The 25,813-nt window shown below is 42.7% G+C and carries 29 protein-coding genes; 7 read left to right on the top strand and 22 right to left on the bottom strand.

Annotated features, from left to right (window positions below):
- The first annotated feature begins 24 nt into the window (after positions 1–24).
- From C8N29_RS01830 to C8N29_RS01805, 6 genes are all read left to right on the top strand, one after another.
- Positions 25–1,107 carry an ATP-binding protein gene (locus tag C8N29_RS01830; RefSeq protein WP_107864310.1) on the top strand — a complete coding sequence of 361 codons (1,083 nt, stop codon included), beginning with the start codon at positions 25–27 and terminating at the stop codon, positions 1,105–1,107.
- A 17-nt stretch (positions 1,108–1,124) separates the two neighbouring features.
- On the top strand, positions 1,125–2,111 hold the full coding sequence (locus C8N29_RS01825; RefSeq protein ID WP_107864309.1) for a virulence RhuM family protein/type II toxin-antitoxin system death-on-curing family toxin: 987 nt from the start codon (positions 1,125–1,127) through the stop codon (positions 2,109–2,111).
- On the top strand, positions 2,108–4,363 hold the full coding sequence (locus C8N29_RS01820) for a DUF5682 family protein (protein ID WP_107864308.1): 2,256 nt from the start codon (positions 2,108–2,110) through the stop codon (positions 4,361–4,363). The genes C8N29_RS01825 and C8N29_RS01820 overlap by 4 nt, the downstream gene beginning before the upstream one ends.
- Positions 4,360–4,848, top strand: coding sequence for a L,D-transpeptidase family protein (locus C8N29_RS01815; protein ID WP_107864307.1), 489 nt, complete (start codon positions 4,360–4,362; stop codon positions 4,846–4,848). The genes C8N29_RS01820 and C8N29_RS01815 overlap by 4 nt, the downstream gene beginning before the upstream one ends.
- Positions 4,845–6,023: a VWA domain-containing protein gene (locus C8N29_RS01810; protein ID WP_107864306.1), complete on the top strand. Its 1,179-nt coding sequence runs from the start codon at positions 4,845–4,847 to the stop codon at positions 6,021–6,023. The genes C8N29_RS01815 and C8N29_RS01810 overlap by 4 nt, the downstream gene beginning before the upstream one ends.
- 77 nt (positions 6,024–6,100) lie before the next feature.
- Entirely contained in the window at positions 6,101–6,412 is a 312-nt protein-coding gene (locus tag C8N29_RS01805; protein ID WP_146164405.1) for a hypothetical protein, read from the top strand.
- 51 nt (positions 6,413–6,463) lie between these two features.
- Here C8N29_RS01805 and C8N29_RS01800 read toward each other — a convergent pair whose 3' ends face one another.
- From C8N29_RS01800 to C8N29_RS01785, 4 genes are all read right to left on the bottom strand, one after another.
- A complete protein-coding gene (locus tag C8N29_RS01800) occupies positions 6,464–6,670 on the bottom strand; it encodes a CTP synthetase (protein WP_107864304.1) in 207 nt (68 codons plus the stop codon).
- A 116-nt stretch (positions 6,671–6,786) separates the two neighbouring features.
- Positions 6,787–7,416, bottom strand: coding sequence for a cytochrome b/b6 domain-containing protein (locus C8N29_RS01795; protein ID WP_107864303.1), 630 nt, complete (start codon positions 7,414–7,416; stop codon positions 6,787–6,789).
- A gap of 8 nt (positions 7,417–7,424) precedes the next feature.
- On the bottom strand, positions 7,425–7,841 hold the full coding sequence (locus C8N29_RS01790) for a cytochrome C (protein WP_107864302.1): 417 nt from the start codon (positions 7,839–7,841) through the stop codon (positions 7,425–7,427).
- A 9-nt stretch (positions 7,842–7,850) separates the two neighbouring features.
- Positions 7,851–8,249, bottom strand: a complete 399-nt coding sequence (locus C8N29_RS01785; RefSeq protein WP_107864301.1) for a DUF1924 domain-containing protein — start codon at positions 8,247–8,249, stop codon at positions 7,851–7,853.
- A 152-nt stretch (positions 8,250–8,401) separates the two neighbouring features.
- Between C8N29_RS01785 and C8N29_RS01780 the strand changes: the two genes are divergently transcribed.
- Positions 8,402–9,877, top strand: coding sequence for a serine/threonine protein kinase (locus C8N29_RS01780; protein WP_170106851.1), 1,476 nt, complete (start codon positions 8,402–8,404; stop codon positions 9,875–9,877).
- 239 nt (positions 9,878–10,116) lie between these two features.
- Here the strand turns inward: C8N29_RS01780 and C8N29_RS01775 are convergent, their stop codons facing one another.
- The 18 genes from C8N29_RS01775 to C8N29_RS01690 all read right to left on the bottom strand — a co-directional run bounded on the left by C8N29_RS01775 (position 10,117) and on the right by C8N29_RS01690 (position 25,753).
- Positions 10,117–10,920 carry a DNA adenine methylase gene (locus C8N29_RS01775; protein ID WP_107864299.1) on the bottom strand — a complete coding sequence of 268 codons (804 nt, stop codon included), beginning with the start codon at positions 10,918–10,920 and terminating at the stop codon, positions 10,117–10,119.
- On the bottom strand, positions 10,877–11,089 hold the full coding sequence (locus C8N29_RS17395; protein WP_107864298.1) for a Com family DNA-binding transcriptional regulator: 213 nt from the start codon (positions 11,087–11,089) through the stop codon (positions 10,877–10,879). Before C8N29_RS17395 ends, C8N29_RS01775 begins: the two co-directional genes overlap by 44 nt.
- Positions 11,090–11,290: 201 nt before the next feature.
- Entirely contained in the window at positions 11,291–11,914 is a 624-nt protein-coding gene (locus C8N29_RS01765; RefSeq protein WP_107864297.1) for a phage baseplate protein, read from the bottom strand.
- 2 nt (positions 11,915–11,916) lie between these two features.
- Positions 11,917–12,498 carry a putative phage tail protein gene (locus C8N29_RS01760; protein ID WP_107864296.1) on the bottom strand — a complete coding sequence of 194 codons (582 nt, stop codon included), beginning with the start codon at positions 12,496–12,498 and terminating at the stop codon, positions 11,917–11,919.
- Positions 12,495–13,556, bottom strand: a complete 1,062-nt coding sequence (locus C8N29_RS01755; RefSeq protein WP_107864295.1) for a baseplate J/gp47 family protein — start codon at positions 13,554–13,556, stop codon at positions 12,495–12,497. Before C8N29_RS01755 ends, C8N29_RS01760 begins: the two co-directional genes overlap by 4 nt.
- 1 nt (position 13,557) lies before the next feature.
- The gene (locus C8N29_RS01750; RefSeq protein WP_107864294.1) at positions 13,558–13,929 is read right to left on the bottom strand and encodes a phage GP46 family protein; all 372 of its coding nucleotides are present in this window, start codon (positions 13,927–13,929) and stop codon (positions 13,558–13,560) included.
- A gap of 9 nt (positions 13,930–13,938) precedes the next feature.
- Positions 13,939–14,805, bottom strand: coding sequence for a hypothetical protein (locus tag C8N29_RS01745; protein WP_146164404.1), 867 nt, complete (start codon positions 14,803–14,805; stop codon positions 13,939–13,941).
- Between the two features lie 4 nt (positions 14,806–14,809).
- Positions 14,810–15,274 (bottom strand): phage baseplate assembly protein domain-containing protein, encoded by a 465-nt coding sequence (locus tag C8N29_RS01740; protein WP_107864292.1) that lies wholly within the window; start codon positions 15,272–15,274, stop codon positions 14,810–14,812.
- A complete protein-coding gene (locus C8N29_RS01735; protein ID WP_107864291.1) occupies positions 15,271–16,410 on the bottom strand; it encodes a phage baseplate assembly protein in 1,140 nt (379 codons plus the stop codon). Before C8N29_RS01735 ends, C8N29_RS01740 begins: the two co-directional genes overlap by 4 nt.
- On the bottom strand, positions 16,394–17,617 hold the full coding sequence (locus C8N29_RS01730) for a DNA circularization protein (RefSeq protein WP_107864290.1): 1,224 nt from the start codon (positions 17,615–17,617) through the stop codon (positions 16,394–16,396). The genes C8N29_RS01735 and C8N29_RS01730 overlap by 17 nt, the downstream gene beginning before the upstream one ends.
- Positions 17,618–17,730: 113 nt before the next feature.
- Entirely contained in the window at positions 17,731–19,845 is a 2,115-nt protein-coding gene (locus C8N29_RS01725) for a phage tail tape measure protein (RefSeq protein ID WP_107864289.1), read from the bottom strand.
- A gap of 199 nt (positions 19,846–20,044) precedes the next feature.
- Positions 20,045–20,374, bottom strand: coding sequence for a hypothetical protein (locus C8N29_RS01720; RefSeq protein ID WP_107864288.1), 330 nt, complete (start codon positions 20,372–20,374; stop codon positions 20,045–20,047).
- Positions 20,375–20,380: 6 nt separating this feature from the next.
- Positions 20,381–20,746 carry a phage tail protein gene (locus C8N29_RS01715; protein ID WP_107864287.1) on the bottom strand — a complete coding sequence of 122 codons (366 nt, stop codon included), beginning with the start codon at positions 20,744–20,746 and terminating at the stop codon, positions 20,381–20,383.
- Positions 20,747–20,757: 11 nt separating this feature from the next.
- Positions 20,758–22,203 (bottom strand): phage tail sheath C-terminal domain-containing protein, encoded by a 1,446-nt coding sequence (locus tag C8N29_RS01710; RefSeq protein ID WP_107864286.1) that lies wholly within the window; start codon positions 22,201–22,203, stop codon positions 20,758–20,760.
- Between the two features lie 89 nt (positions 22,204–22,292).
- Positions 22,293–23,732 (bottom strand): hypothetical protein, encoded by a 1,440-nt coding sequence (locus tag C8N29_RS01705; protein WP_107864285.1) that lies wholly within the window; start codon positions 23,730–23,732, stop codon positions 22,293–22,295.
- Positions 23,733–23,735: 3 nt separating this feature from the next.
- Positions 23,736–24,341, bottom strand: a complete 606-nt coding sequence (locus C8N29_RS01700) for a DUF1834 family protein (protein WP_107864284.1) — start codon at positions 24,339–24,341, stop codon at positions 23,736–23,738.
- Positions 24,341–24,763: a gp436 family protein gene (locus C8N29_RS01695; protein WP_107864283.1), complete on the bottom strand. Its 423-nt coding sequence runs from the start codon at positions 24,761–24,763 to the stop codon at positions 24,341–24,343. Before C8N29_RS01695 ends, C8N29_RS01700 begins: the two co-directional genes overlap by 1 nt.
- 81 nt (positions 24,764–24,844) lie before the next feature.
- Positions 24,845–25,753, bottom strand: coding sequence for a Mu-like prophage major head subunit gpT family protein (locus tag C8N29_RS01690; RefSeq protein WP_107864282.1), 909 nt, complete (start codon positions 25,751–25,753; stop codon positions 24,845–24,847).
- Positions 25,754–25,813 lie beyond the last annotated feature (60 nt).

The following is a 25,813-nucleotide window of genomic DNA, read 5'->3' as shown; positions in this document are numbered from 1 at the left end:
TACATATTCTCTAAGGAAAGCACTATGAATCAACATGTCCTCCGCCAACGCGCCGAACACCAATTTTTACACGAACTCGATGCCCTTGCTGCTCAAGACCAGAAAACTAAACCACCGCAATGGAAACTATCGCCTCAAGCTGTCGTCACGTATTTATTGGGTGGCAAACTCGATAATGGCGTTGAAATTACCCCCAAATACATTGGTCATCGTCGTTTAATGGAAATTGCCGTTGCTACCTTAGCCACTGACCGTGCTTTATTGTTATTAGGTGTACCCGGTACAGCAAAATCTTGGGTGTCTGAGCATTTAGCCGCCGCGATTAGTGGTGATAGTAGTTTGTTGGTACAAGGAACAGCGGGAACAAGTGAAGAAGCATTACGTTATGGTTGGAACTACGCCATGTTATTGGCCAAAGGGCCCAGTGCAGAGGCTTTAGTGCCTAGCCCGATGCTGAATGCCATGAAGGACGGAAAAATTGCCCGTGTTGAAGAGTTAACGCGTATTCCTGCGGATGTCCAAGATACCTTAATTACCCTGTTATCCGAAAAAACCTTGCCTGTTCCCGAATTGGGCAGCGACTTTCAAGCGATTAAAGGCTTTAACGTGATTGCGACTGCCAACAATCGTGACAAAGGAGTTAACGAATTATCTTCTGCGCTTAAACGCCGTTTTAATACCGTGATTTTGCCTGTGCCAGATAATTTAGAAGAAGAAATTAGCATTGTGCAAAATCGTGTTGCTTCGTTGGGCAAAGTGTTAGAGCTTCCAGACAGTCCACCTGCCATTGAGCAAATTCGTCGTGTGGTAACGGTGTTTAGAGAGTTACGTTCTGGCGTAACCGAAGACAAAAAAGCGCAACTTAAAATGCCCAGTGGCACACTCAGTACGGCTGAAGCAATCTCGGTGATGAGTAATGGTTGGGCATTAGCTTCGCATTTTGGTGATGGCTTAATGACCGCTCATGACGTGGCAGCAGGGTTAATGGGGGCGGTGTTAAAAGACCCTGTGCAAGATCGTGTACCTTGGCAAGAATATTTAGAAACAGTCATGAAAGAGCGTGATGGCTGGAAGGATTTATACAGAGCGTGTAAGGCATTGGATTAATTTTTAGGAAGAATCGTATGAGTGATATTGCCATCTATACCAACAGCTCTGGCCATGTTGAAGTCACCATTGAGCAAGACAGTGTTTGGCTTAACCTCAATCAATTAAGCCTCTTATTTCAACGAGATAAATCTGTTATTTCCAGACATATTCGTAATATATTTATTGAGCATGAATTAGAGCGGGTTTCAGTTGTTGCAAATTTTGCAACAACTGCTAATGATGGCAAAAATTATCAAGTTGAACATTTTAATCTTGATGTGATTATTTCTATTGGCTATCGTGTCAAATCACAAGAAGGTGTACGTTTTCGCCAGTGGGCAACCCATTTATTAAAACAACACTTAACTCAAGGCTACACAATCAATCAGCAACGATTACAAGAAAACAGTCATGCCTTAGAAGCGGCTCTACGTTTGGTAAAGCGCACCGCCGAAAGTCAAGCATTAACCCTTGAAGCTGGTCGGGGTCTGGTCGATATTATTACCCGTTACACCCACACTTTTTTATGGTTACAGCGTTACGATGAAGGTTTATTGAGCGAACCTACAGGCACGATGGGTGGTCAACTTGCGCCCTTAGATGTCGCTCGTCATGCCATCTCTGTACTAAAAAGCGACTTAATTGCCAAAGGCGAAGCCAGTCCATTATTTGGTATTGAACGTGATGAGGGCTTAGCCGCTATTTGGGGCAATTTAGAACAAAGCGTTTTTGGCGAAGCGGCCTACCCTAGCATTGAAGCTAAAGCTGCTCATTTATTGTATTTTATCATCAAAAACCATCCACTCACCGATGGCAACAAACGCACAGCCGCTTTTTTATTTGTCGATTTTTTACATCGTAATCAACGTTTATTTGATGAAAATGGCACACCGATTATTAACGATATTGGCTTGGCGGCTTTAGCGTTATTAGTAGCCGAATCGCGGCCTGATGATAAAGATATTTTGATTAAACTTATCATGACTATGCTATCGACTGCTACTTTGAGAACAACACCATGATTCATTTATTGGGGATTCGCCATCATGGGCCGGGGTCGGCACGTAGTGTACTCAGTGCGCTAAATGCCTTGCAACCTGATTTAATTTTGTTGGAAGGCCCACTCGAAGCAGAAGCCATTTTACCCTTTGCCAATCATCCCGATATGCAAGCACCTGTCGCAGTTCTGGTATATGGCTCAGTGGCTGAAGAAAACGAACCTCGTGCCTCATTTTTTCCTTTTGCCGAATTTTCGCCCGAATGGCAAGCAATTAAATATGGATTAAAGCAAAAAATCCCTTTACGATTCATTGATTTACCGCAAGCATACAACCTTGCGGATAACTGGCTTGCTCCTGCTTCACCAACTCCCTCAGAGGATATCTCTCCCTCTGAAAGTGATGAAGTTAGGCGCGATATCATTGATCCCATTGGTTTATTGGCACAAGCCGCAGGCTATTATGACAGTGAACGTTTTTGGGAACATTTAGTCGAACAACGTCCTCATGTTGGCGAGGTCTTTCAAGCCATCCATGAAGCCATGTCGGCGATTCGTGAGCAAGTGATTGACGATGGCAGCCCGCGCCAACAACGTGAAGCCTGTCGCGAAGCCTATATGCGTCAATGTTTGCGTCAAGCCGAAAAAGACGGTTATCAACAAATTGTCGTGGTGTGTGGAGCATGGCATACTCCTGCCCTTGTTGAGCTAAAAACCACTAAAAAAACCGATACAGCCCTGTTAAAACCCCTCAATAAAATCAAAACTCAAGCCGCATGGATTCCATGGACACATAGCCGTTTATTGACCAGCAGTGGTTATGGTGCGGGCATCGAGTCACCTGCTTGGTATCAACACTTATGGACTTATTATCAACACGACCCAATTGATGCCGAAAAAATCAGTATTAGTTGGTTGGCCAAATTTGCTCAAGAGCTACGCGCTCAAGGTTTAGATGCTTCTAGTGCACAATTGATTGATGCCGCACGCTTAATTGCTTCTTTGGCAGCGTTACGGGGGCGAGAGCTACCCGATTTAGATGATTTAAACGAAGCCATTGTCAGCATTTTGCATCATGGCAATGCTTTACCCAGCCAATTAGCCCATAAGATGTTGGTGGGTGAGGTGTTGGGCTCTGTGCCTGATGATGTGCCTAGCCTGCCGATTCAACAAGATTTTTTAAAACTGTGTAAAAGTCTGCGCTTAAAACAAGAGGCCGACAGCAAAGCCTTAGAACTGGATTTACGTAAAGACTTAGACCTTACCCGTAGCCAATTTTTGCATCGCTTGAATTTATTAGGCATTACATGGGGCAATTATCAAGGCGGTGGCGGTCGTGGCAGTTTTAAAGAAAATTGGATTTTACAATGGCAACCCGAACTCAGCCTAAAACTGTTAGAAACAGCGGTTTGGGGACAAAGCATTCAAGAGGCGACGGATAATTATATTCAACATCAACTGATTCACGAGCAACACATTGCCAAAGTTGCACAATTAATGCAATCGGTGTTATTGGCCGATTTAGCCCAAACCATGCCTGCGCTAATTCGCCATATTATGAATTTATCGGCACAGAGCAGCGATATTAGCCACCTGATTGATGCCCTTGAGCCATTAGCTAATACATGGCGTTATAGTGATGTGCGCAAAACCGATAGCCAAGCGGTGGGTGATGTGGTGGAAAGTTTTGTCACCCGTATTTGTATTGGCTTGCTCCCTGCTTGTAATAGCTTAAATGATGATGCTGCCGAACAACGTTTAACTGAGCTAAAAACCATTGACCGCGTGTTACAGCGTTTAGAAAAACCCTCTTTGACTCAAGCATGGCATCAGACCGTGCTTAAACTAACTACTATGGCTAATTTGCATGGTTTGATAGCGGGTTGGTGTTGTCGTATTGCCCAAAATTATGAGTTATTAAGCGCAGAACAAGCGGCTGAACGCTTTGCCTTAGCTTTATCTCAGGCCAATAATCCTGAACAAGCGGCACATTGGTTTGCAGGCTTTTTAACCGATCAAGGTTTAAGTTTGTTGCATGATGAAGCCTTATGGCAACTGGTTGATTCATGGCTGGTACATCTTTCTGAAGACCATTTTGTGCAATTATTACCGTTATTACGCCGCACCATTGCCACCTTTAGCCATCCTGAACGCCAACAAATTGCCGCTAAAGTCGGTGGTCAACAACAGCAACAACAACGCCAACAAACCCTGAATAACCAGCGAGGCCAATTAGTGTTGCCTTTGTTAGCGCAAATTTTTGGAGTTCGTTTATGAGCAAGTGCTGGCGTTATTTATTTGGGCTTAGTGTGCTGATGTTTTGCCAAATAACACATGCAGATATTGATTTGGTTAAAGTGGTTAAATCACAACGACAAATGTGGCTATTAGAACAAGGCAAAATTATTAAACAATACACGATTGCGTTGGGTGCTAACCCTGTTGGCCACAAACAACAAGAAGGTGACGAACGCACACCCGAAGGTCGATATATTTTAGATTATCGTAATCCTAACAGTGGTTATTTTAAATCTTTGCACGTTTCTTACCCCAATAAACAAGACCTTGCCAACGCTAAAGCCAAAGGTGTTGATGCGGGTGGCATGATTATGATTCATGGTCAACGAAACGGTTTTGGATGGGCAGCAAAACTGACTCAATTAAAAGATTGGACAAATGGCTGTATTTCTTTAAACAACGAAGATATGCAAGAAGTTTGGGATTTAGTAAAAATTGGCACACCCATTGAGATTTTACCATGAGCCAAGAACAACAACGCCGCTGGCGTTTATTATTAGGCAATATGCCACAATTAACCCCCGAATTAAATGCCCGTGATTTAGGCATGGATGCTGCTCTCGCCGCTTTATATAACCAAGGAGACGAAGGTGAAGATCAAGGGTTTGCCAGCAGCCAAAAGTCAAAACAACGCCAAGCAGGTTTGGGGGGTTCTGCGCCCAAAGTCAGCCGTTGGTTGGGTGATATTAGGCAATATTTTCCCTCCTCAGTGGTCAGAGTGTTGCAAAAAGATGCTTATCAGCGACTAAACCTAGAACAAATGTTGCTTGAGCCAGAAATGCTACAAGCGGTTGAACCTGATGTGCATTTAGTTAGTACGTTGATTAGTCTTAATCATTTAATGCCCGCTAAAACCAAAGAAACCGCACGGCTCGTGGTACGTAAGGTAGTCGATGAATTAGAGCGGCGTTTGGCAGGTAAAATGCAACAAGCCGTGACAGGTAGCCTCAATCGAGCCAATCGCACACGTCGGCCAAAACGCGCCCAAGATATAGATTGGGCAAGAACCATTCGTGCAAATCTACAGCACTATTTACCCGAACATAACACCATTATTCCGCAAAATTTAGTGGGTTATGGTCGACATCGGCAATCGGTTAAAGACATTATTTTGTGCATCGACCAAAGTGGCTCAATGGCGAGTTCGGTGGTTTATGCCAGTTTGTTTGGGGCGGTGTTAGCCTCCATTAAAGCCGTTAGCACACAATTAGTGGTGTTTGATACAGCGGTGGTCGATTTAACGCCCATGCTAGATGATCCTGTTGATGTGTTGTTTGGTACACAATTGGGCGGCGGTACGGACATTAATAAAGCCCTTGCTTATTGCCAAGGTTTGATTCGTCGGCCTGAAGATACTATTTTGGTATTAATTAGTGATTTATACGAAGGTGGCAATAACACAGAGCTGCTCAAACGTACTGCGAGTTTGATTGGTAGTGGTGTTCAAATGATTAGTTTGTTGGCGTTGGCGGATGATGGCGCGCCGTGTTTTGATGCACGTAATGCCGCTCAATTTACCGCATTAGGTTCACCCACTTTTGCCTGTACACCCGATTTATTTCCCGATTTAATGGCAGCTGCACTCAATAAACAAGATGTTGGCGTTTGGGCTGCTCAAAACGGCATTGTGAAACATTAGTTTGGCGAGATACGATGGACAGAAGTAACTTTCAACAAACTATTTATAGGCTCAGTCAATACGTTGGTGCTGACGTTATGGAGATTCAATTACCTGAAGTCACCCCCAACTTTATGTCTGCCTCTCTCAAAATAAAACAACAAACTATTTATATATTATGTTCGGACAATCAAGACTGGGCTTTTTCGCAACAACTACAGCCCTTTAAACTACAATTTATTGATCATCCACTCTTAGCCAATATGCTCCACCATTTAGCCCATATTCAGGTTTATTGTACAAGTCAACTCAATGCTCCCTTTGTTGCTCAATCATGGATGTCTAAGCATGATATTAATTATTGGAAACCCCAAACGCTGGGTGAAGCTTTATTTAATTGGTGGGACTAAAGACGAGGCTATTAAAACTTAGAGGCACATCCTTGTGTCATGGCTAACTCGTTAACGATTTTGCTGCTTTGCACTAAATGTTAGCAAACTGTTAGTGGCTATCCATGTTATCGGAAGAGATACTACAAGTCCCGCAGCAATAGACCACCATACCGTCGATGCTTGTTCGTACCCCATCACCAAAGCGACGGTCAAAAAAATACCTGCAATCACCACAGAAGCCATCGTGAAAATGATAGAAGCGACACGAATATTCATAATAACCTCACAAAAAGTAAGCCTATAACGCAATAGTCACACTTTTTATGTGGACTTGTAAAGGTTTTTTTAGACTTTTTCGTGTATTACCTTGTTTTAGCTAAGAAGGTTCTGGGCTAGACAACTAAGCCTAAATAACTGGGTTTATAGGCAATCACCCATAAAAACGTGAGAATGATAAGAATTAAAAAGAAAGCCCAGACAGCGTGTGTATAGCTAATGGCATGATGCGCTTCGCCCTGTTTATTGCCCGTTATCATCGCAGTAATCAGGTTTTCTCGTTGTTTAATACTCGACACCACCACACCACACAGATGCAAAAAAACCACAACTAAACTGAGATTACTTGCCCATACGTGTATTGTTTCACCTAGTAAAATGTCATATTGCCAATATGCAAAGCCACTACCAACAATCACCATCACTAATATTAACAAGGTATAAATAGCCCATGCCCCCAAAGGATTATGTCCAACAGGGTGAGCCAACTCTTCTTTACTCAGCGCGTGTTTCGCATAACGATACGCCGCCAAAATTGACGGCTTAAAACTGCTAAAACGCGCCCAACGACTACCTACCATGCCCCAATAAACACGAAACATCACCAAGGCAAACATTAAGTAGCCCAAACCCATGTGCCAAATTAGCCACTGGTCTGAGCGAGAGCTTAGATACGCTGCGCCAAAACTGAGCGCTAAACTCCAATGAAAAAGGCGGGTTGGTAAATCCCACACTTTAATTTGCATAAGCTCTGTTACTCCGTAATGCCATGACACACTTGGCAGCTAGACATGGAGTTTGCTTTTAAGACCTTTAAGGCATTCGGGCCAATATTACGGTGTTCTCGTTTATACCAAGGGCTTTGAGTAATCCGTGGTAACTGACCTTTAGCCGCCATCGCACGTGGAGCTGGACTGCTGTTGTGTTGCAAATAGTCATGAATTCTTTGTCGGGTTTTTTCATCTAGACTGGCATTTACGCCAAAATGCTGGTCAAGTTGATTGGTAATTTGTTGCCACTCACCACGCCCTAATAACGATGGCGGATAAGGCACATGGCAGCTACCGCATTCTTGGCCATATATCGACATTTTGGCAGGAAACTTTAACGGGTCTGCTTGGACGAGTGGACTCGCCAACACCCCTATCAACAGCCATAAGCGCGCTATCATTGATTTATCTCATTTCAAGGTTAATAACCACGTCACGATATCGCCTTTTTCTTGGGCGGTACATTCACGTCCCAATACATCATGGCAATTTCGTCTAAACCATTTTTCTGTTTTAGCCGCATCGGTAAATCGCTCAGGATTGACCACAGGTGCCATGGGTTTAATCAGCTTACCTGTCACCTGATGCTTACCTTGTTGACGCGGATTGGCCGTATGACACGTTGTACAGCGCCATTCTTTGCCGTGTAATTGAGTAAAAAACTGCTGTCCGCGCGTAGCTTCAAAGCCAATAAATGACGCAGACTGCTTTTTTGCCTGCTGTGACCATTGCTGCAATTGACTGCTGGCACTATCGGCATAACTCATTTGTTGTAAACACAACAGTAAAATACATCCCATCACACGCATAGTATCTACTCTTATGACTGTATTTACCCGCATTCAGAGGGCAAAATCACTGAACTCACGCCTCGAACACGCTATTATAGCCGCTAGTCTGTCCGACAACTTACCTGTTTACAGACCCTAAACAGGATTCTTATTCACGCAGAGAGATGGTTGTGATTCACATTGAAGGCTACATCGTACACCAATTATTAGGCCAAGGCGGCATGGCTAGCGTGTATTTGGCAACCCAACAGTCTCTACAACGTAAAGTCGCCCTCAAAGTTTTAACACAGACACAAGCCCCCGAAGATGTCCAACGTTTTATTCACGAAGCTCATACCATTGCTGCGCTACATCACCCCGCCATTATTACCATTTTTGATATCAATCAGTTAGCTGATGGCCGCTATTATCTAGCGATGGAATACATTGCAGGTGGCGACCTGAGTCAATACAAAGGTCAAGTCTTTAATCCAACACAAGCCCTCCACTACTTAAAACAAATTGCTCAAGGGCTTGCTGTAGTGCATCAGCACGGTTTGGTACATAGAGACTTAAAACCTGCCAATTTACTGTTCAGAGACAATACCCATTTAGTGATTACTGATTTTGGTATTGCCAAAAATTTGAGTCTTAACACAGAACTCACTCAACATGGGATTGTTGTCGGCAGCCCCGCTTATAGCAGCCCCGAACAAGCACAATGTTTAGCACTTGACCAACGTAGTGATATTTACAGTTTGGGCGTCATTTTTGTAGAAATGCTCCTAGGCTATAATCCATTCAAAGGGGAGAGTTATAGCCAAACGGTCATCAATCACGTACAAATGCCCGTTCCCACGTTAAACTCCGAGTTAAGTGCTTACCAAAATTTAGTCAATCAGTTACTTGCTAAACAACCCGAAGACCGCTTTGCTGATTGCCACGCCTTGATTCAAGCGATTGATGATGTGTTAGACGCCAAGCCTATGCCTCGCACACAGCCTCACGCCGCCATCGTCACCCGCATCAAGGCACTCAAATGGCCACTCATGATGAGCAGTCTCATCTTTATAGTGTGGATGTCATCACCAATTATCTATAAGCAATGGCAAGTTTGGCATTATCTAAACCTTGCACAACAACGCTTTAACGCTAAACAATGGCTATTTCCAGCCCAAGACAGCGCACAGTTTTTTTATCAACAAGCACTACACTTAGACAGTGATAATGACCACGCCTTAAAGGGTCTACAACAAACACGCGCTGCACAAATGGCTTTTTGGTTGCAGCAAGCAGAGCAACAATTTGCATTAGGGCAACTGGCTGAACCAGAGCGTAACAACGCTATTTTCTATTTTCAGCAAGTATTGAGTTTAGATAGCAAGCAGGCGGCGGCACTGGCAGGACTGCAACGTATTGCTCAGGTCTATGTAGCGCTGAGTGAAGAGGCCTACGAAGCAAAAAAATTTGACGAAGCCTTAGCTTCTATTCAAACAGGCTTATTGGCCGCCCCCACGCACGCAGGCTTATTGGCTTTACAAGCCAACCACAAACAACGCGTTGCCGCATTAACAACAGTAAAACCCACTAACAAATCCAAAAGCTCAAAAAACCCAAAAACAAAGGATAATGGTCTAAAAAAGTTTTGGCGCAAATTATGGGGTTAATGTTAATAACACATGGGGGAGAGGGAGAGTCTGTCGACTACTCAATCGACAGACTATTGCTTCATCATATAAATGCTTACGCAGAGGTCAAACTCGGATAATCGGTATAACCTTCTGCACCTGAAGCGCGGCGAGATAAATTACCAGTCAATTGCGAGATAAATGGCTAGTAATAATTTTTCACTAAATGCAATAGAATTACAAAAACGGCCATAGTGGCCGTTTTGCATTTATGTCCTTTAAAAATTTTTAATGATTAGCTCATTGGGATTATCGGGCTTAGTTGATAAGCCCAAACTCCAACGAGCTGATGTTTCAATGATAGTAAAATCGCTAAAAAGCTCCTTGATCTCAATAGCATTATTTACACTTAGAATAAATTTGCCTTTGATTGCTTTAAGCTGGTCTCGCAGCAGTGCAAAATCGTCGCGGCTAAAAATACCATTACCATAGTAGTTCTCATAACCATAATACGGGGGATCTAGATAAAACAGTGTTTTATCCGTATCGAACCGCTGGATGATTTTGCTGTAATGCTGATTTTCAACTGTCACATGAGATAAACGTTTGTTAGCTTCACTCAAACTATCCTTGAAGCGAGATAAGTCAATACTTAAAGCGCGACTAGCAGCACTGGCAAATGAGTGATCGACTGCTTTAGTGCCGTAACTTAATCGCACTAAATAGTAATACCTAACTGCTCGTTGAATATCGGTTAAACATTCAGGCGATTGCTTTTTGAATCGTGCAAACTCATCGCGAGAAAGAAGTACGTAATCAAACTGACGAATAAACTCGTCCAAATGATGCTTTAGAACACGATATAAATTAACCAACTCACCGTTAATGTCGTTAAAAACTTCAACAGGGCTTTGAGTCTTTTTGAATAGAACCCATGCCGCACCGCCGAAAACTTCACAGTAGCAATGATGCTTAGGCATAAGTTCAATAATTTGTTTAGAAAGTTGGCTTTTACCGCCAACCCATGCCAAGAAAGATTTACCCTGTGGGTTGTAATCGGGTTTGTTCTCCGTCTGTTCCATGTTTTTGCTCTGCAAGATGCTCATGGCATTCAGGTGGGGAACTCTCGGTTCTCAGTATATTAATCGTTTTACAGCGAGGGCATTTAAGAGATAAATAATTAAATTTATCGGCTTCTGCTAATTTTCGCTTACATTCTGAACACTTAATCACTCTCTTTAAATCTGTCATTTTTGCAAGTCTTTTTCAATCTGTGAAAGTTTGTTACTCTCTCGCCGCTTTGTACAAAGCAAGGAGTCTTGGTTTACTTGCAGGATATCTCTGCTTGTGAATGTGATGAGCTTGTGTTGCTGCACTTGCCCATCACACTCCTTCTAAGAGTTGCGTATTTTAGGGATAGATTCAAATAAGCTAAGGAGGAAGCGATTCCACTTAGTTAGTTCGCAACCATTTAGCAGTGACAACATACGGATTTTTGATATCTATTTGCTCGCCATTGCCGATTGAAGACGTGTTAAATTCAGATTCGTATGGATGTGTATCTTCATAATTAATCAAAATTCTATCTTCAGGATCGGCATCACCGTCATTTCTGATTGCAATAATTTTTGTCTTAACTTTTAAAGAAAATTCAGGTAACTGATCAACTGATAATTCTATATTTTTAGCACCCCCTGACTGACCAACAGTCCCAAAATCAGCGTCCCCATCCAAAAGACCAACCGTTGTTTTTCCTTGAGCAAAACGTACCCACGTTGTCCACGGCCATAATTGATTGGGGTCAACATCAGCAGCAAATTCAATTGTACGATGTACTGGATAAGCCATATTAACAATCATTTTTTGAATTGCAGCGAGCAGTTGATTATTTGTGCCTTTAACTAATGTAATGTCCTGACTTTCAATAACCGTGCATATCTCTTCCTGAATAGCATTAAGCGCGTCAGGGTCTAAATTAGTGGGGTCAACACCCGATAAATCATCATTTAAATGATAGCCCGCTTTTCCTGAGCCATTGGCATTAGGTCTAGCATTGATTGTGTCAATACGATGCATAATTAAACTCCGTAATAAAATTGAAAGAACGCATAAGCAGGCTGCAATCGCCTGAATACACATTCCAATAAAGGTTCTTCAATAAACGCAATTGCGCTATTACAAGCTGCTGTACAGTGAGCCATTTGTTGACTACGGACATAAGGGGTCAAAACATTGAGGACGAAACGATGTATCTCACCGTTTAATAATGTATTACATGGGTCAACGCAGGTGGTTGGTTGACGCTTTTTAACTTGAGTACCTGCAAAACCAATACTCTCAGCAATAGACTCTAGTAATGGAATGGTAAGTGGTAAATGGCTGACCATCTTCGCATATAAAGCCCCTAAACGCTCTTCAGTAGTCGTTGGTACTTCGCCATTGCATGAGTCAGGTAAACCATAATCTTTTTCCCATTCATCTAATAATTCGGCGACTTTGGCAGGGTCAATCGCAGCCAAAACACGAGCAGCACTATCTTGTAATGCGTCTAAAACAATAGATGTCGCTGTTAATTCAGCCTTGATATGTTGGCCATTAGGGTCATAACTGACTGGTGGAAGTAATTGCTGTAAAACAGCTAAATGACGAGATGTAGTCATGATAAAACATTGACCTCCACATCACCCAAACGACACCATTCTGTGGAAAACAAGCTAACTTCAGGCACAATATTGGTGTTGGGCGAATTGACTTTAACATCAACCACCCCCTCTAAGCTCATAATGAGAGCTTCAATTTGTTTAATGACTACTCTGTCTGCTGGGTTTAGGGTTGCAAAATAATCTACTAATACTCCAACAATCAGAGGTGTTATCGCGGCTAAATTTGTGCCTGACAATTCAACCAAAATACCCATATTGACAAATTTAAACTGAGGGGCATAAACCAAGCAATCCGCAGGCTCTGACTGCCTAAGATTAATTTCCGCTTGAACATCGGCTATAAGTGTGGGACTGGGTAAACCTGTGGCTGTACCAATACACAAATCCACTGTGCCTAAACCTCGGCGGCGTGAAAAAACATAAACACTAGACACACCTTCAATGGCCATTGCCCAACGCACGTAGTCGGCTTTTGTGCCATTACCTTCAGGATTTTGTTGAGCAAACAACACCCGTGCGCGTAAATCGTCATCACTTTCTTGCTCAGAACCACCCGACATGGTTAAAGCTAAGGCTTGGCTTTGAATACCTATTGGTGCTGAAGCTAAGGTGACTGGGGTATTTTCGCTTAGATTGCCTGCCGTTCCTGTGGTTAAAGCAATGACATTAACGGTGGCAAAGCCTGTATCGTCAATTGTGCCTAATGAAGTGGTTATCCATGTATAAGCGTTACGAACGATGTTTGCGCCAATCGATAAACTTGCGCCTTCAGTGCCTGATATTTTAATTGAGCCTGTCGCGGCAACGGCTTGTTTACGCGTAATGCCAACTTTTGCGGCTAAATAGTCTAAAAATTCTTTTTCAGCCGTTTGAGCAAATAGCTGTCTAATAATCCATTGTTGATGTTGGTATGCGCCTTCAACCACAGCAGCCACACCATGAGCGCGAACCATTTCGTCATCATCGTCTTGTAATGACAAATCAGGGTTTAAGTTAGCAAGTTCTTGTTTTTGAGTTTGCACCAACTGAGCATAATTAGGAATGATATACGGCATTTTATGCTCCCACCTGTATAAATTTTCTAAACTTGATTTCTTCGCCTTCGTGGGTTGTCACCAGTGCGTAAAACTCTAAGCGGCCATTGCTAGGTCTAAAGACTTCGCAATCGAGTTTTTTAACGCGCTGCGAGCTGAGTAATGGCGTTAAGGCTTCGATGACATATTGTTTAGTAAGCAACATCACTCGTGGCACATCTTTCTCACGATACAATTCATGCAAACGACTGCCTAAATTCGGGTCAACCCACCAACTACCGAGAGGTGTCATCAAGCGCATATAAACGGCATTCGCTAAACCTTTGCGTGGGTCAGGTTTGGCTGTACCGTTTTCTAAGGCGTAATCGCCTGTTTGTGGATTGATATAGCTCATACTTTCACCCTAAAACGAAATACATAACAGTGGAAAGCTGAAACCCAACATACCCAGTGTGTCTTGCACAAAATCAATGATGATGGCTAAAGGAATAGTCAAAAAGTCACTGTAGATAATTGATAAGGCTTCTTGAAATTCAATTTCATGACTACTAAAACTGGGTATAAGTGGATTAGGTATGGCGATGGGTGGAAATCCACTAAACAACAACATGCTGAAAATATCTTGAATACCGATGCCTGACTGAATAAGTGCGCTCAGGTTATCAAATTGCGGAAAAGCGGCCATTAAAGCGGCGGTTATTGCAGATAATGTAGGAATTGTGGGCAATACTCCTAGTCCAGCAAGTTCCAAAATATCAGTAACTTGGTCGATAAGAGAGCTAATGACATTTAAAACAGCAATATAGTAGCCACGTACAACCATTTTCACGACATTAACAGCCTCAATCGCAGGGATTGAAAAGCTACCGAACATCGGTTTAGGGACAAATGGAAAGATGCCCAAACCATGTTCGGCGATAGCTGCCGCAATCACGTCATAAATATGACTGGGATTGGAGGCTAATAAGTCAATCAACGTTAAATCAGTGTGTGGAATCTTGGGTAAGATGTCTTCTAACGCACCACCCACAACTGACACTAAGGGCTGTATTAAAGCCATTAAAGTTGTTTGAAATTGGAAGTCCTGTAGTCCTTGTATAAGTTGCAGAATTTCCATATTTGTATTGCTAAAACCCTCATAAATAGGTGTTTTTAGCGTAGGTAATGTTGGTATCTCTATCGCTATGGGTGGAAATTTAAGATTATCGACAACACTATCATATAGAGATTTAAAAGTCGGTAATGGGTTGTTGGCACAAAGGGTTATCATTGCATCAACTCCCATTCAAACTAATTACAGGCGCAACGAGCTTAATTTTTTCGCTTGCGTTAATGGTCACAACAGTGGCGTTATTGACTGTGACTGGTTGGTTTTTGGCTTCTACAATAATGCCACCATCCTTTTTTAATAAAATATATTTACCCTGTAGGTCATAAATCGCTGTTTCGCCTTTGACCAAGCCTTTAAGCCTAAACTTTCCGTTCTCACTGGCGATAATTACACTCAGCCCACTACGACCCAAAAGCGGCAAAACAATCACGTCACTGTTATCAGGTAAGGCAGAGGTAAAGCCAAATTGTTGAAAGACAGGTACATTATTTAAAACCTCACTAGCCACACCTTTGATTTGTGCCACGCTCACTTGACTAGCCGTGTTTAATAAACTGGTGACACCACGAAATGCAGGACGTACTTGCTTTAATGCGCGGTCAATAGCTTTTTTGACTTCATTTATCATGGCGTAGTTATCTCCTGATAAAGCACTGGCTGTTTGCTTTTGACTTTTTTCGCTTTTTTCTTAAAGGGGTCAACCAGCCAAATACCATCTTGCTTGAGGCGTAACTCAGTGGTTTTACCGCCAACCCGACTTAACTTGAGTTTACGCCCCATAACAAAGTACGTGCCATTGATGCCGTGTGGTTCAGAAAATACGGTGACACGTTGGCGCGGTTGCCATTGCAGACCTGATTCGGTGTAGTGGCCTTTGACCACGGCGGTTAAGTTGTGGCCATTTAATTGGCCGTCCACCATGATTTTTTTGGCTTTAGCACGAGCAGCCGCAAGATTTTCGCAATCACTGGCCATGACAATTTTGGGGCGATAACGATTAACACTACCGTCTGTTAAAGTTGTTTTAATGTTAGGTTGAGTGTTGTCGGCTTCTGCCTCGTTGTCTGCTGTACCACCCATATCCTGATAAAAAAGTGGGTCTGTTTTGGTGGTTTGTGAGAGTACCGTCACCGAACTGTACCGATTATTCAAACTACGGTGATAGGTTAATGACTGGACGTTATTACCAACTCCATCGCGCCTAAGTACCAAATGTGCCACCGTGGCCGTTTTGGGGTTAGGCTCACCAACAATTAACACGCCTTCAGGACTAAACCATTGCCATAAACCGTTGGCTTCGGCAGCTTTACTAATTGCTTCCCATACCGTTTCGCCGACATCCACGGTGACTTTTTGACGAATAGCGGTACTGGCGGCTTCAATGACATAAGGAATGTTAAATGGACTTAAAAACTGTTTGAGAATTTGGCTGAGGCTTAACTCTTGGCCATCAAATAACGGTACAGAACAATCTAATAACTGTCCTGCTAAATCACGGCCTGACAAGCTAACGGCATGCTGACTTTTAGCCACGGACTCAGTCACATCATCAATCACACCTGTCAAAATCCGTTTGCCATCAAGCGTTAAACGCACATCTGCGCCAATATTGATAAACTCAGGCAACACTAAAGACGTGGGTGCAATCTCTACTTGAAAAGCATCGGCAGCAATCAATAAATCACTGTCCACTTCATAACTTTGCCAGTCATGATGTTGTTTGCCTGCAATAGTTAAGGCAAGATGATTATTTGGCGTAGGCATTTAACACCTCGCCAGCATCAATAAAATTAGGATGACGAATTTGGGGATTAAGACGTAAAAGCTCGAGGGCGCGAGTGTGGTCGGCATACCAAAAATGAGCTAATAAATGTAAGGATGTTGCATTGTCAACTTTGCGCTCTATCAGTGGTGGCTTACGTGCTAACAAAGCCAAGCCAGCTCGCTGCGCCTGATACGCGACAGTTTTAATCGCCTCAATCACAGCTAAATCTTGTTGAGAGAGTGGGCTATTGGACTGACGAATAGCATTAATAAGTTGTTGGCCATCGGCTCGCAGCGTGTTACTGATTGCCTCAACTTCCAATGGGGTGAGCGTGGGCGACTCAATATCGTTGACGAATAATTGACTGGCTGCAACGCTATTACTACGCAATACAAGACTATCCATGTATTGACTAAACACCCGATTGTCACGCTGTTGTTTGGCGTTTAGTGATTTGCCGTCATTGGGCAACCTGAGAATATTTTTAAATTGACCACGTAAGTTATGCCATTTGGCGGCAATAATATCGACATCAAAAGCGCGTAAATCAATTAAACCATCACATAAATCAGCGATTTGTGCCGCAAACTCATAAGGGGCATTGATAGCTTTTTCTAAACTAGAAACGGTACTTTGCACTTGTTTGCGTAAGTCTTGTAAGGATTTAAGCAACATTTTATCTAGGCGTAATGCTCTTTGTTTGGCGCTAAATATGGCTGACTCACTGACAACTGCAAGTTCTTGAGCCAGTTTATCGTTAGCATTATTAAACAATAACAAAGCAGCTTCAGCTAATGCTTCGGTAGGTTCTTCAGGTGTTGCAAGACTAAATAATTCGGTAATCAAACCTTCTTCAATAAAAACAATGTCAATACGAGCTGTTTCAACTTCTTCTTCTAAGTGCTTGACGCTGTAATCTTGGACAGCAACGGTTAGCAAACCGCGTGTGGGGTGAATGAGCTGCCCAAGACTAATTTGATTAAGGGCAAGTTCTAGTTGGGTTAAGCGGCTTTCATAATCTTCTCCCCAAATGATGGCTGAGACATTAAAAGCGCGTGGGTCGTAGCCAGTCGGTTCTAATGAACCGCCATTAACATAAGGGATGCTATGCGTAACAACGGCTTGTTTGTGGTTATCGGTAGTCGATAACACATCAAACGGTACACCGCGAAAACTTGCATCTTGTAATGTTTCTTGCCAAGCCATAACCACACGCCTAAAAGCGACAATTTGTCGTATTTGAGGTGTTCAGCTTATGACTATATAAAGCAAAGGATAAGGAGGAAGATATTCCGCTTAGACAAAACAGCCACAAAGACTTATTCGCGTCGAGCTTGTCTTGTAATTTGTGTTTCTACGCTTGATGCAATTTGTTGACTATCTAAACTCACATTAACTTGAATATTTGGTGGTGGCATATTCGCTAATTTTTCATTTATTTTGAGAACTTCTTGCGCATTATTATTTCCAAATCCGTGTGCAAGAAACCAAGCAACTTTTTCACCAATCCAATCATCAGCTTTGCCATCGCTTGCACCATGCAAAAATGGACGCACAATTTTGTCACCTGCTTGATAGCCCAAATAGCCTGCACCACCAACACCCAGTGCAGCAGCTCCTAAACCCATTTTTCCCGCCCCCAACAATGCAGTTAATGACATTCTACCAACACCAACTATCGCAGCCCCTAGACCAGCACCTGCTGCCGCTCCACCCAAAGAAATACCAGCACCCCCCAGCATCGCTTTACCGATTTTAGCTGCCGTCAATATTCCTAATGCGGTTGCAGCGGCATAAGCCGAAGCAGTTAATGCTTGGTTAGCCTCCATTGTATTTTGAAGTCCTGCTTCAAATGTGCCTAGTGTTCCTTTTAGTGAATCATAGACTTTAACCGTTGCTAAAATAGACTCTTGTTGCAATGCGTGTGCTTGAGCTGGCTCTATTTCGCCTTTAAAGCCTGCAACACGGCCAACAGCATCAACACCATTCCATGAAAGCTCATCAATACGCTTAAATTCGCCATTATTCATGCCAGAGATTACCGACATTAACCCCAATAAAGATTGTTGATTGTGAAAAATTTTACCAAATTCGCCAGCAGAAACAATTTCAGCAGCTTCTTTTTTACGCTGTATTGCTTCATTTGAATTTCCTTGTTTTTTTTCCTCCAAATCAGCAATTTGTTTCTGTAATTCAACAAAACGTTTGTTTTTAGATATTTGACGATTCATCAGCATCACAGTGGCATCAACCGTACCAATACCTTTTTCTTTTTGTCTTTCTAAATATGTTGTCATGTCAAAGCCTTTACGATTGCCACGCAAACCTATTTTTTTAATGGGGTCTCCCTCTTCAGGAATAATGTATTGACCAATAGCACGCTTAAAATGTTCTTGTGAGAACAAAAGATACAAATCACGCATATTGTCAGCAGCTTGGCTTGGAATACCCGAATACTTACGAGCCAATTGCAAATGGGTGGTTACGGTATTTAAGCCTTTTTCTCCGCTATAACCTGCGGTTTTCGCCATTGCTAAAACTTCTGGCAGTAGTCTTGCCATATCTTTTAATTCAAAACCACCCGCAAAACCTGATGCCGTTGCTCGGGATAAAGCTGCTTGTGTACGATTAGGTTCTACGCCAAATTGTTTAATTTGTTGGGTCAAGAGAGCTATATCCTGCTCTACAGCACCTGCTGCAAAAGCCGTTTTAGCAATTGCTTTTAATGGCTCTTTAAGGTCTCTCACATTTTGATATTGTCCCGAAGCGGCCAAAATGCCTGCACTGTCGCCAATCCCTTCAACCGTACCATGACCTTGCCGCACCGCATCTTTTGCATATTTAGCGAGTGTTAAATTCGTTTCTCTGACTTGGGCATCAGTCATATTTTTGTAGCCGCCAGTAATACTGGTGGACGCATCAAAAATTTGTGTCTCAAAGGTACGTGCGCGTTCTAAAGGATTACGGACAATGGCATAGCCTGCGACTGCACCTGAGCCAATACCCATTGCCGCGCCGCCCCAACCACTACCTGTGCCAACACCACCCGAACCACCACCATTTGGTGGCAAGGGTCTCGGTGGTCTAGCACCACCTAATCTATCTAATTCACGGCGCATCCGCTCGGCATCACGCGCACCTTGCTGCAAACTATGATTAACAACATTAATATCACTCGCCAATGTCCGCGAACGTCCACCTAATAATGTACTTTGTCCCGACAATTGACCCAAAACACTGGCTAATCCTTTACCTTCAGCAATAGCCAATTTAAAGCCTGCTGCAAGTTTAAGCACCTCAGTGTTTGCTTTAGTCGCCACGTCTGTAAAAGCAGAGGTTTCACTACGCAAAGATTTAAGCTGTTGAGCAAACTCTTTGGTTGCCGAACCTTGCAACAAAACGCGCAAGCTGACACTCATGTTTTTAGATGTCATGGCTATTTACCTTTACACTTGCTTTTACGTTTAGTAGAAACATACGTTTTAGTGACCGAGTCATTATCAGTCTTATCAGAGGATGGCTTTTTGTTTAGCTTATATTTAATCGATAAAAATTCGATGTGATTACTCAACTCAGACTCAGGCATGGCGTAAATTTCGTCTTTACTAAAACCATGCCCAATCAGAGCAAATACTAAGGAGTCAAGGTTGCGGCGGCTTGTACTTGCTCTTTTTTCTTTGCACTTAATTGTTGCTTAAGGTTTAGCAAATATTCGCCATCTTCTTCGGACAAATCCAAAACAAAATCGTGGGTGATTTTTTCTTTCGGCACACCATCAATAGTCAAACAAGCCGCAATGCCTGCTAATTTTGGATAATATTGCGCTTCGTCAACACCATCAGGCACAGTGGCGGTTTTTAAGCTATCACGCAACGTCATTTCACGTAGTGTAACAACGTTACATAATTTACCGTTTACAACTACACCAACAGGCAACACACCCATTATTTTTAATTGTTCCATTTTGGATTACTCAACAACATGGTCTAAGGCATACATATCAATATCGATACGCGCTTCATTTTCTGTGTCGTACTGCTTACCAACACTGATTGAGCCACACTCTAAATAGGACTCACGCAACGTGCCATCGGGGTTTTCAATAGATATTTTTGCACCTTCAATATCTTCCCAAACCACAGGATTATCAGGGTCAATCACCGCAGTCACTTTTAACATGACCTCTTTAACCGTCTTAGTAAAACCTTTGGCACGGCGTAAGCGATTCATAGTTTTTACCAACTTACGACCTGCATTAATTGTTACCGACACATTGGCAACATCAATTTCTTTACCGTCAAGTTCTAAGACGATAGCTCCAACATATTCAGACATTTGTTAGCCCCTTACAGTAAATCAATTTGACCAGCCAAGACGTGTAAGCCACGTACCACATCAGCAGGAATACGTGCATTGGCACGAGTACGGTCTGTGCTATGCTCCTCAACAACTAAAAAGTCTTTATTGGCATCGACATTTTGCACAATTTCTAAGCCTTCAAGCTGCTTTAACACATTGAGTAATTCAGAACGAATGGCACGACGGCGATTAGCGGAGTTTTTAGAACGCGGAAAGCGCAATAAAATACGTTCACGGCAGGAACGGCGAATGTAATCCAAAGAGCGAATAATCGTTATGTCTAATAAAGAAGGGTCAGACACACCAATATCGTTGACCAAATAGCCACTTAGCATCCGCACAATCAGCACTTTTTGACCTGCACCCACTTCAAGCGGAGTGATACCGTTGTGCAATAAATCCTCTTGTTCAGCACGACTAAGCCAAGCACTCACTGGCGGAGCTTTAATACCCAACAAAGGCAGGCCGTTTAACGGACGTGCAGGGTCAGACTCACTTGCCAACACAAACGCAGTAGCAGCCGCCACTTCGCCTGCCCAATTCGATTGGCCACGCAAATAAGCACCCACCAACCGCTTAGCATTTAAGTTTTGCATCCGTGTTTTAGCAGTTGCTAAAACGTCATCATTAGACGCATAAACGGCCACACAGCCCCGTTGCTCAATGCCGTTACTCACCAAATCACAGTGGTCGCGTACAGCCGTCAGCAAATCTTCACGGGCATAAGGCACAACCAAAATGTTATGTCCTGCTGCAAAAATCACATCTAAAACAGCTTGTATGTCATCGACATTAGGACGCGTTAATGCCGATACATCAGGCCGAGCTGGCACAGTCACCGTAATACCAGCCACATCACAAGCAGCCGATAAAAGTAAGCTTTCGGCAACCAAGCCTGCGGTTTCTAAAGTCAATAACAGACTTGTGCCAACACCATCATAGTCAGCCAAGACAGGCGCATCGTTGTCATTGTTAATAGCGGCTTCGATTTTATCAAGAATGATGTTAGCAGTATCATTTTGAGCAATAGCAACAACATAACTATCACCGCCAATATCAAGCGTTAATTTACCTGAGCGAATGGCTGGCTCTGCCATTGTTAAGGCAATTGTTGCCGTCGCTTTATCCTCAGCAAAATCACTATCATCTAATAAAATCATTTGTAGTGATGCGTAGGGAAATGCCTTGATGCCTGCTTTCGCCATGCGATGAGCTAATGAGCCAAAACCACAGCTGATGCCAACTTGGTCGGAGCTATAAACGTCAAAAACCTGTAGTGGCAATTGTGGAGCTTCGGGATTTTTTTGGCCAATGATTAATATTTTTTGTTCGTTACTAGGCAGTAAACGATTAGCCGCTGTGATATTGAACTCCATATAAACACTCGGTTTACGAATGCCTTCAGGAATTTCTCTAAAATTGAATTCAGTCATGACGACTCCTGTATAAGCAATTTAGCTTTTTAGGCAGCTTACACAAGAGTACAAAAAGTAATAAGGAGGAAGGGATTCCGCTACATCATTTAGCGTGCTGTTGAAAACTTCACTTTTTTATCAACATAGTCAATGACTAAACCCGCATTTGAAGATGGGCTAGCTAGAGTGAGATTCTGAAATGCGAATCCAAAGGCATGGGCTTTCGCTGGTAGATTAGCGTTAAATGTATGTACCAATACATTATTTATATAACACTCTATCGCAGTGCCTGTATGACGCATGCGTAGCTTTAAAAACTTGTTAGTAGTAATTCCATAATTGATAAATGCAAAAGCTGGCGAATTAGCTTGAACTAACGCATTGTTTGTATAAAAAACAATTGTGCTTGCTTGATAATTCACACGCGCATAAAAACCGACATCTGGGCTGGAAAACGATGTACGCCACATTCCCCAGCCCACTTCTGCAACGAAGGTATTCGTATCATTGTCTAACAACATAAAACGAGTAGAAATATCAACTTCATTACTAAAAAAATGATGCTGTATTTGAGTGCTGGGTGATGCATTAGTTGAGACTTGACCGCTAAACGTTGTTGAAGTCGGCTTTAAATAAAGCGCGCCATTAAATGGTTGATTCAATGGAACACTGTTACCGTCAGATACTACGCTTGTAGAGATATTCGTTGCTGAAGCACTCAAGAAAAGCATCTTAAATGTTGAGCTATGTCCATCAAAATCTTCTATCCAATAATTTTGATTCGCTGGCGAATTAACAGCATTAATTTGCGCTTGTAACTTGCCAAATGCGACTAGCGCATTGTCTGTAGCCAAAACTGGTGACGAGTCAAGAAAAGATAGAGCAGATAATATTGTGCCAAGCACGCGAGATTCTGAAAAATAAAGATTTGTTAAACCTTCGCTCAAATCATCTGAGTCTTCTGCAAATGCGCCAGCTTTCAGCCCCAATGTTTCATAGACATTATTTTTTTGCTCTAATGTCAATGTTTGCACAACATCAAACGCTAATTTAGTCGCAACCGCATTTAATATAGTTGTCGCAAAATTAGGATCATTATTTAATGCTGCTGCTAATTCGTTTAACTGATTTAGTGCTTCAGGTGCATTACTGATTAACGCATTTATTGCATTATAAATCGCATCATTGACAAACTGCGTCGATGCGGCTTCGTCGTCATTCGTGCCCTGAACAGCGGTTGGCAATCTGACTGTGCCAGAAAAAATAGGGCTTTCCAAATCGGCTTTTGACTCAATTAATAAACCGAGTTGCTGTAAAATTGTGTAAATCACTACGCCTTGATTTGCGGACAAACCAGCATCAATGCGCGTAGATTCTAAACTATCAATAAACTCAACACTCGCATCACCAGCATTTTCATACAACCATCGCGTGCGATTAACAACAGCTTGCAATGCCTCATTAAGACGATGTAGCCAGCCAATATTATACGTTGGCAGTGAAGGAACTTTTAAATCAAAATTGGGTTGCTCTGGAAAATTTGGCATTTTTTATTCCTCTAAACTGACAACTTCACTGACAAAGGCAGGTTCTTGCTCGGGTGGATAGTGATAATCCATCCCTATATTTAGCAAGATAGGCGCGGCATTTTCACCGTCACCATCTTCATCATCGACACCGACCAAAAGCGACGTTTTATATTCTTGCGCCAAGACAGATACAGCTTGGTTTTGTAGGCGTGTATTAAAGAGCGTTGTGATGCGACCCATCTCAAGCGGCTTAATCTGTAATGACAAATCTTTGCCGAGCAAGGCAATTTGTACATCTTTAAGCAATTGAAATGTGCCAACTTCAACGAACTGGCCACCCACAGTAAAAGCCCCATGCCGAGTTGTTTCTTCATTGCGTATTGACCTCGAACCCACTAAAACTACAAACGTTAAATCCACGTGCCACTTGCGTTTTGAGGTACTGGATGGCCGTGGATTTGCGCCACTAAACGTCACCCAAACCGCAGGGAATCGTTTGACGGACTCAGCAAGCCCCTCATCAAACTCACCACCATAAGTGGCAATTTCCGCGATGTAAGGACGATTTAACGCCTTAACCGCATCTTTAATGCCTTGCTCAATGGCGACCAAGTCAAAACTAGCCATTAGTAATCACCACGAACAAACACACGGCCACCGCTCGTCATTTGCACGGTGTTATCTACGGTTGGCGCAACCCCTGCATTATTGGGCATACCTCCCATCGTCACAGCACCTTTTGAGACTTCAACAAAATACTTAATGGCATTTTTATAACGCATGGCAATGGGGTCAGTTTCGGTGGCCGCTGCACCTGTTAGGTAATAGCGCACCATGTCACACGCCATATAAGACACAATTTTAGGGACAGGATTTAACGGCACGGCATAACGCGGACTGATATAACTATCAATTTCAGCACAAACGGCAGCAATGGCATCGTTTAGCACCGCATCATTAACTGCGTGCTGATATGGCTCGCGGTCTGTTAGTGCAATAACTTCACGCTCACCAAATTTGTTAATTAAATCTTGCTTGGTTGCGTACATGACTTGCTCCAAAACTCTTCCTTTATATAAGGAAGAGTTTTTAGGACTACTGAGTAGATAAACGAGGCGTTTTAGGATTACTTAGGCAACAGAACCATCACTGCCATACGCCAACTGCCAAAAACCGTAACCCCCTGCGGCACGCGCTTCAGCACCAAATTTGAATTTTTTACGACTAAACACATCGTCAGAACTCAAATCGGTTTGAGACACAAAAGTAGGTTTTTTACGCTCTTGATAAATAAACGGCTTAATCGCTTTGGTGGTATCAAGTAAGAACCAAGCGTCATCGCTAGTTAAACGGTTATCAACCACCACTTTGGCCGCACCTTTGTAAATATTGGATTTGCCGTCCTCTAAACGGTCAACCGTCATCAAGGCATTAGCAATGTCCGCCAATGCAGGTGGCACAAGTAAAATATTAGGCTTAATATTCAGCGAGCGACCTTCATCACTTTTTAATTTCATGAGAGCAATACGTGCAGCACCATAACTCGCCTGTGCGGCAGCTAAAGTCGCAATCGATAATTTTTTAGTACCTTTATTGCTAGCCGTGGTTTTACCTACTTTGTGGTCGGTAGCAAAAAATGCTTTACCGTCATAACATTTGTTGTCGAAAGCCTTATTCACCAAATCAAAGACAATTTCGTCAGGCAGTTGTTTGGCAGACTCACCAGCCATCATCGCTTGAGGCTTATAAATGCCGTATTGGTCATCTTCAATGTGATTACGGTCAACTTCAACCGTTGTTTCCCAATCTTCGTTTTCAATCGAATATTTAAAAGCCGCCAATGATTTAATGGCTTTTTCATCAATCCATTTTTTCATTTGTGGGAAGTTTGACAACCACGAATAATCATTTGTTGCTGTTGTACTCGGCACAAGCATGGCGATTTCTTGCCACTGGCTCGGTGCAGCATCAAAGGCATTGTTAAAAATCGCACTCATACTGACATATAAAGTAGTGAGTGCTGCTTTATTCACTAACATGGAGTTTCTCCTGTTGTAACGTTATTTCATTTTGGCTTAGATTTTTCTCAGCCAATAAAA

This window comes from Agitococcus lubricus (assembly GCF_003051055.1).
Lineage (GTDB): Bacteria > Pseudomonadota > Gammaproteobacteria > Pseudomonadales > Moraxellaceae > Agitococcus > Agitococcus lubricus.
Note: the sequence above shows the minus strand (reverse complement) of the source record. Positions and strands in the feature narration are given on the sequence as shown.

What these genes read in the sequence shown, in the direction of transcription:
- C8N29_RS01790 (WP_107864302.1), bottom strand. Translation starts at nt 7,841, where the DNA reads ATGATAGCGCGCTTATGGCTGTTGATAGGGGTGTTGGCGAGTCCACTC.
- C8N29_RS01710 (WP_107864286.1), bottom strand. Translation starts at nt 22,203, where the DNA reads ATGACTGAATTCAATTTTAGAGAAATTCCTGAAGGCATTCGTAAACCG.
- C8N29_RS01820 (WP_107864308.1), top strand. Translation starts at nt 2,108, where the DNA reads ATGATTCATTTATTGGGGATTCGCCATCATGGGCCGGGGTCGGCACGT.
- C8N29_RS01750 (WP_107864294.1), bottom strand. Translation starts at nt 13,929, where the DNA reads ATGAGCTATATCAATCCACAAACAGGCGATTACGCCTTAGAAAACGGT.
- C8N29_RS01765 (WP_107864297.1), bottom strand. Translation starts at nt 11,914, where the DNA reads ATGCATCGTATTGACACAATCAATGCTAGACCTAATGCCAATGGCTCA.
- C8N29_RS01705 (WP_107864285.1), bottom strand. Translation starts at nt 23,732, where the DNA reads ATGCCAAATTTTCCAGAGCAACCCAATTTTGATTTAAAAGTTCCTTCA.
- C8N29_RS01725 (WP_107864289.1), bottom strand. Translation starts at nt 19,845, where the DNA reads ATGACATCTAAAAACATGAGTGTCAGCTTGCGCGTTTTGTTGCAAGGT.
- C8N29_RS01825 (WP_107864309.1), top strand. Translation starts at nt 1,125, where the DNA reads ATGAGTGATATTGCCATCTATACCAACAGCTCTGGCCATGTTGAAGTC.
- C8N29_RS01745 (WP_146164404.1), bottom strand. Translation starts at nt 14,805, where the DNA reads ATGATAACCCTTTGTGCCAACAACCCATTACCGACTTTTAAATCTCTA.
- C8N29_RS01795 (WP_107864303.1), bottom strand. Translation starts at nt 7,416, where the DNA reads ATGCAAATTAAAGTGTGGGATTTACCAACCCGCCTTTTTCATTGGAGT.
- C8N29_RS01810 (WP_107864306.1), top strand. Translation starts at nt 4,845, where the DNA reads ATGAGCCAAGAACAACAACGCCGCTGGCGTTTATTATTAGGCAATATG.
- C8N29_RS01800 (WP_107864304.1), bottom strand. Translation starts at nt 6,670, where the DNA reads ATGAATATTCGTGTCGCTTCTATCATTTTCACGATGGCTTCTGTGGTG.
- C8N29_RS01775 (WP_107864299.1), bottom strand. Translation starts at nt 10,920, where the DNA reads ATGGAACAGACGGAGAACAAACCCGATTACAACCCACAGGGTAAATCT.
- C8N29_RS01690 (WP_107864282.1), bottom strand. Translation starts at nt 25,753, where the DNA reads ATGTTAGTGAATAAAGCAGCACTCACTACTTTATATGTCAGTATGAGT.
- C8N29_RS01760 (WP_107864296.1), bottom strand. Translation starts at nt 12,498, where the DNA reads ATGACTACATCTCGTCATTTAGCTGTTTTACAGCAATTACTTCCACCA.
- C8N29_RS01755 (WP_107864295.1), bottom strand. Translation starts at nt 13,556, where the DNA reads ATGCCGTATATCATTCCTAATTATGCTCAGTTGGTGCAAACTCAAAAA.
- C8N29_RS01805 (WP_146164405.1), top strand. Translation starts at nt 6,101, where the DNA reads ATGGAGATTCAATTACCTGAAGTCACCCCCAACTTTATGTCTGCCTCT.
- C8N29_RS01740 (WP_107864292.1), bottom strand. Translation starts at nt 15,274, where the DNA reads ATGATAAATGAAGTCAAAAAAGCTATTGACCGCGCATTAAAGCAAGTA.
- C8N29_RS01735 (WP_107864291.1), bottom strand. Translation starts at nt 16,410, where the DNA reads ATGCCTACGCCAAATAATCATCTTGCCTTAACTATTGCAGGCAAACAA.
- C8N29_RS01815 (WP_107864307.1), top strand. Translation starts at nt 4,360, where the DNA reads ATGAGCAAGTGCTGGCGTTATTTATTTGGGCTTAGTGTGCTGATGTTT.
- C8N29_RS01695 (WP_107864283.1), bottom strand. Translation starts at nt 24,763, where the DNA reads ATGTACGCAACCAAGCAAGATTTAATTAACAAATTTGGTGAGCGTGAA.
- C8N29_RS01730 (WP_107864290.1), bottom strand. Translation starts at nt 17,617, where the DNA reads ATGGCTTGGCAAGAAACATTACAAGATGCAAGTTTTCGCGGTGTACCG.
- C8N29_RS17395 (WP_107864298.1), bottom strand. Translation starts at nt 11,089, where the DNA reads ATGACAGATTTAAAGAGAGTGATTAAGTGTTCAGAATGTAAGCGAAAA.
- C8N29_RS01830 (WP_107864310.1), top strand. Translation starts at nt 25, where the DNA reads ATGAATCAACATGTCCTCCGCCAACGCGCCGAACACCAATTTTTACAC.
- C8N29_RS01785 (WP_107864301.1), bottom strand. Translation starts at nt 8,249, where the DNA reads ATGCGTGTGATGGGATGTATTTTACTGTTGTGTTTACAACAAATGAGT.
- C8N29_RS01715 (WP_107864287.1), bottom strand. Translation starts at nt 20,746, where the DNA reads ATGTCTGAATATGTTGGAGCTATCGTCTTAGAACTTGACGGTAAAGAA.
- C8N29_RS01720 (WP_107864288.1), bottom strand. Translation starts at nt 20,374, where the DNA reads ATGGAACAATTAAAAATAATGGGTGTGTTGCCTGTTGGTGTAGTTGTA.
- C8N29_RS01700 (WP_107864284.1), bottom strand. Translation starts at nt 24,341, where the DNA reads ATGGCTAGTTTTGACTTGGTCGCCATTGAGCAAGGCATTAAAGATGCG.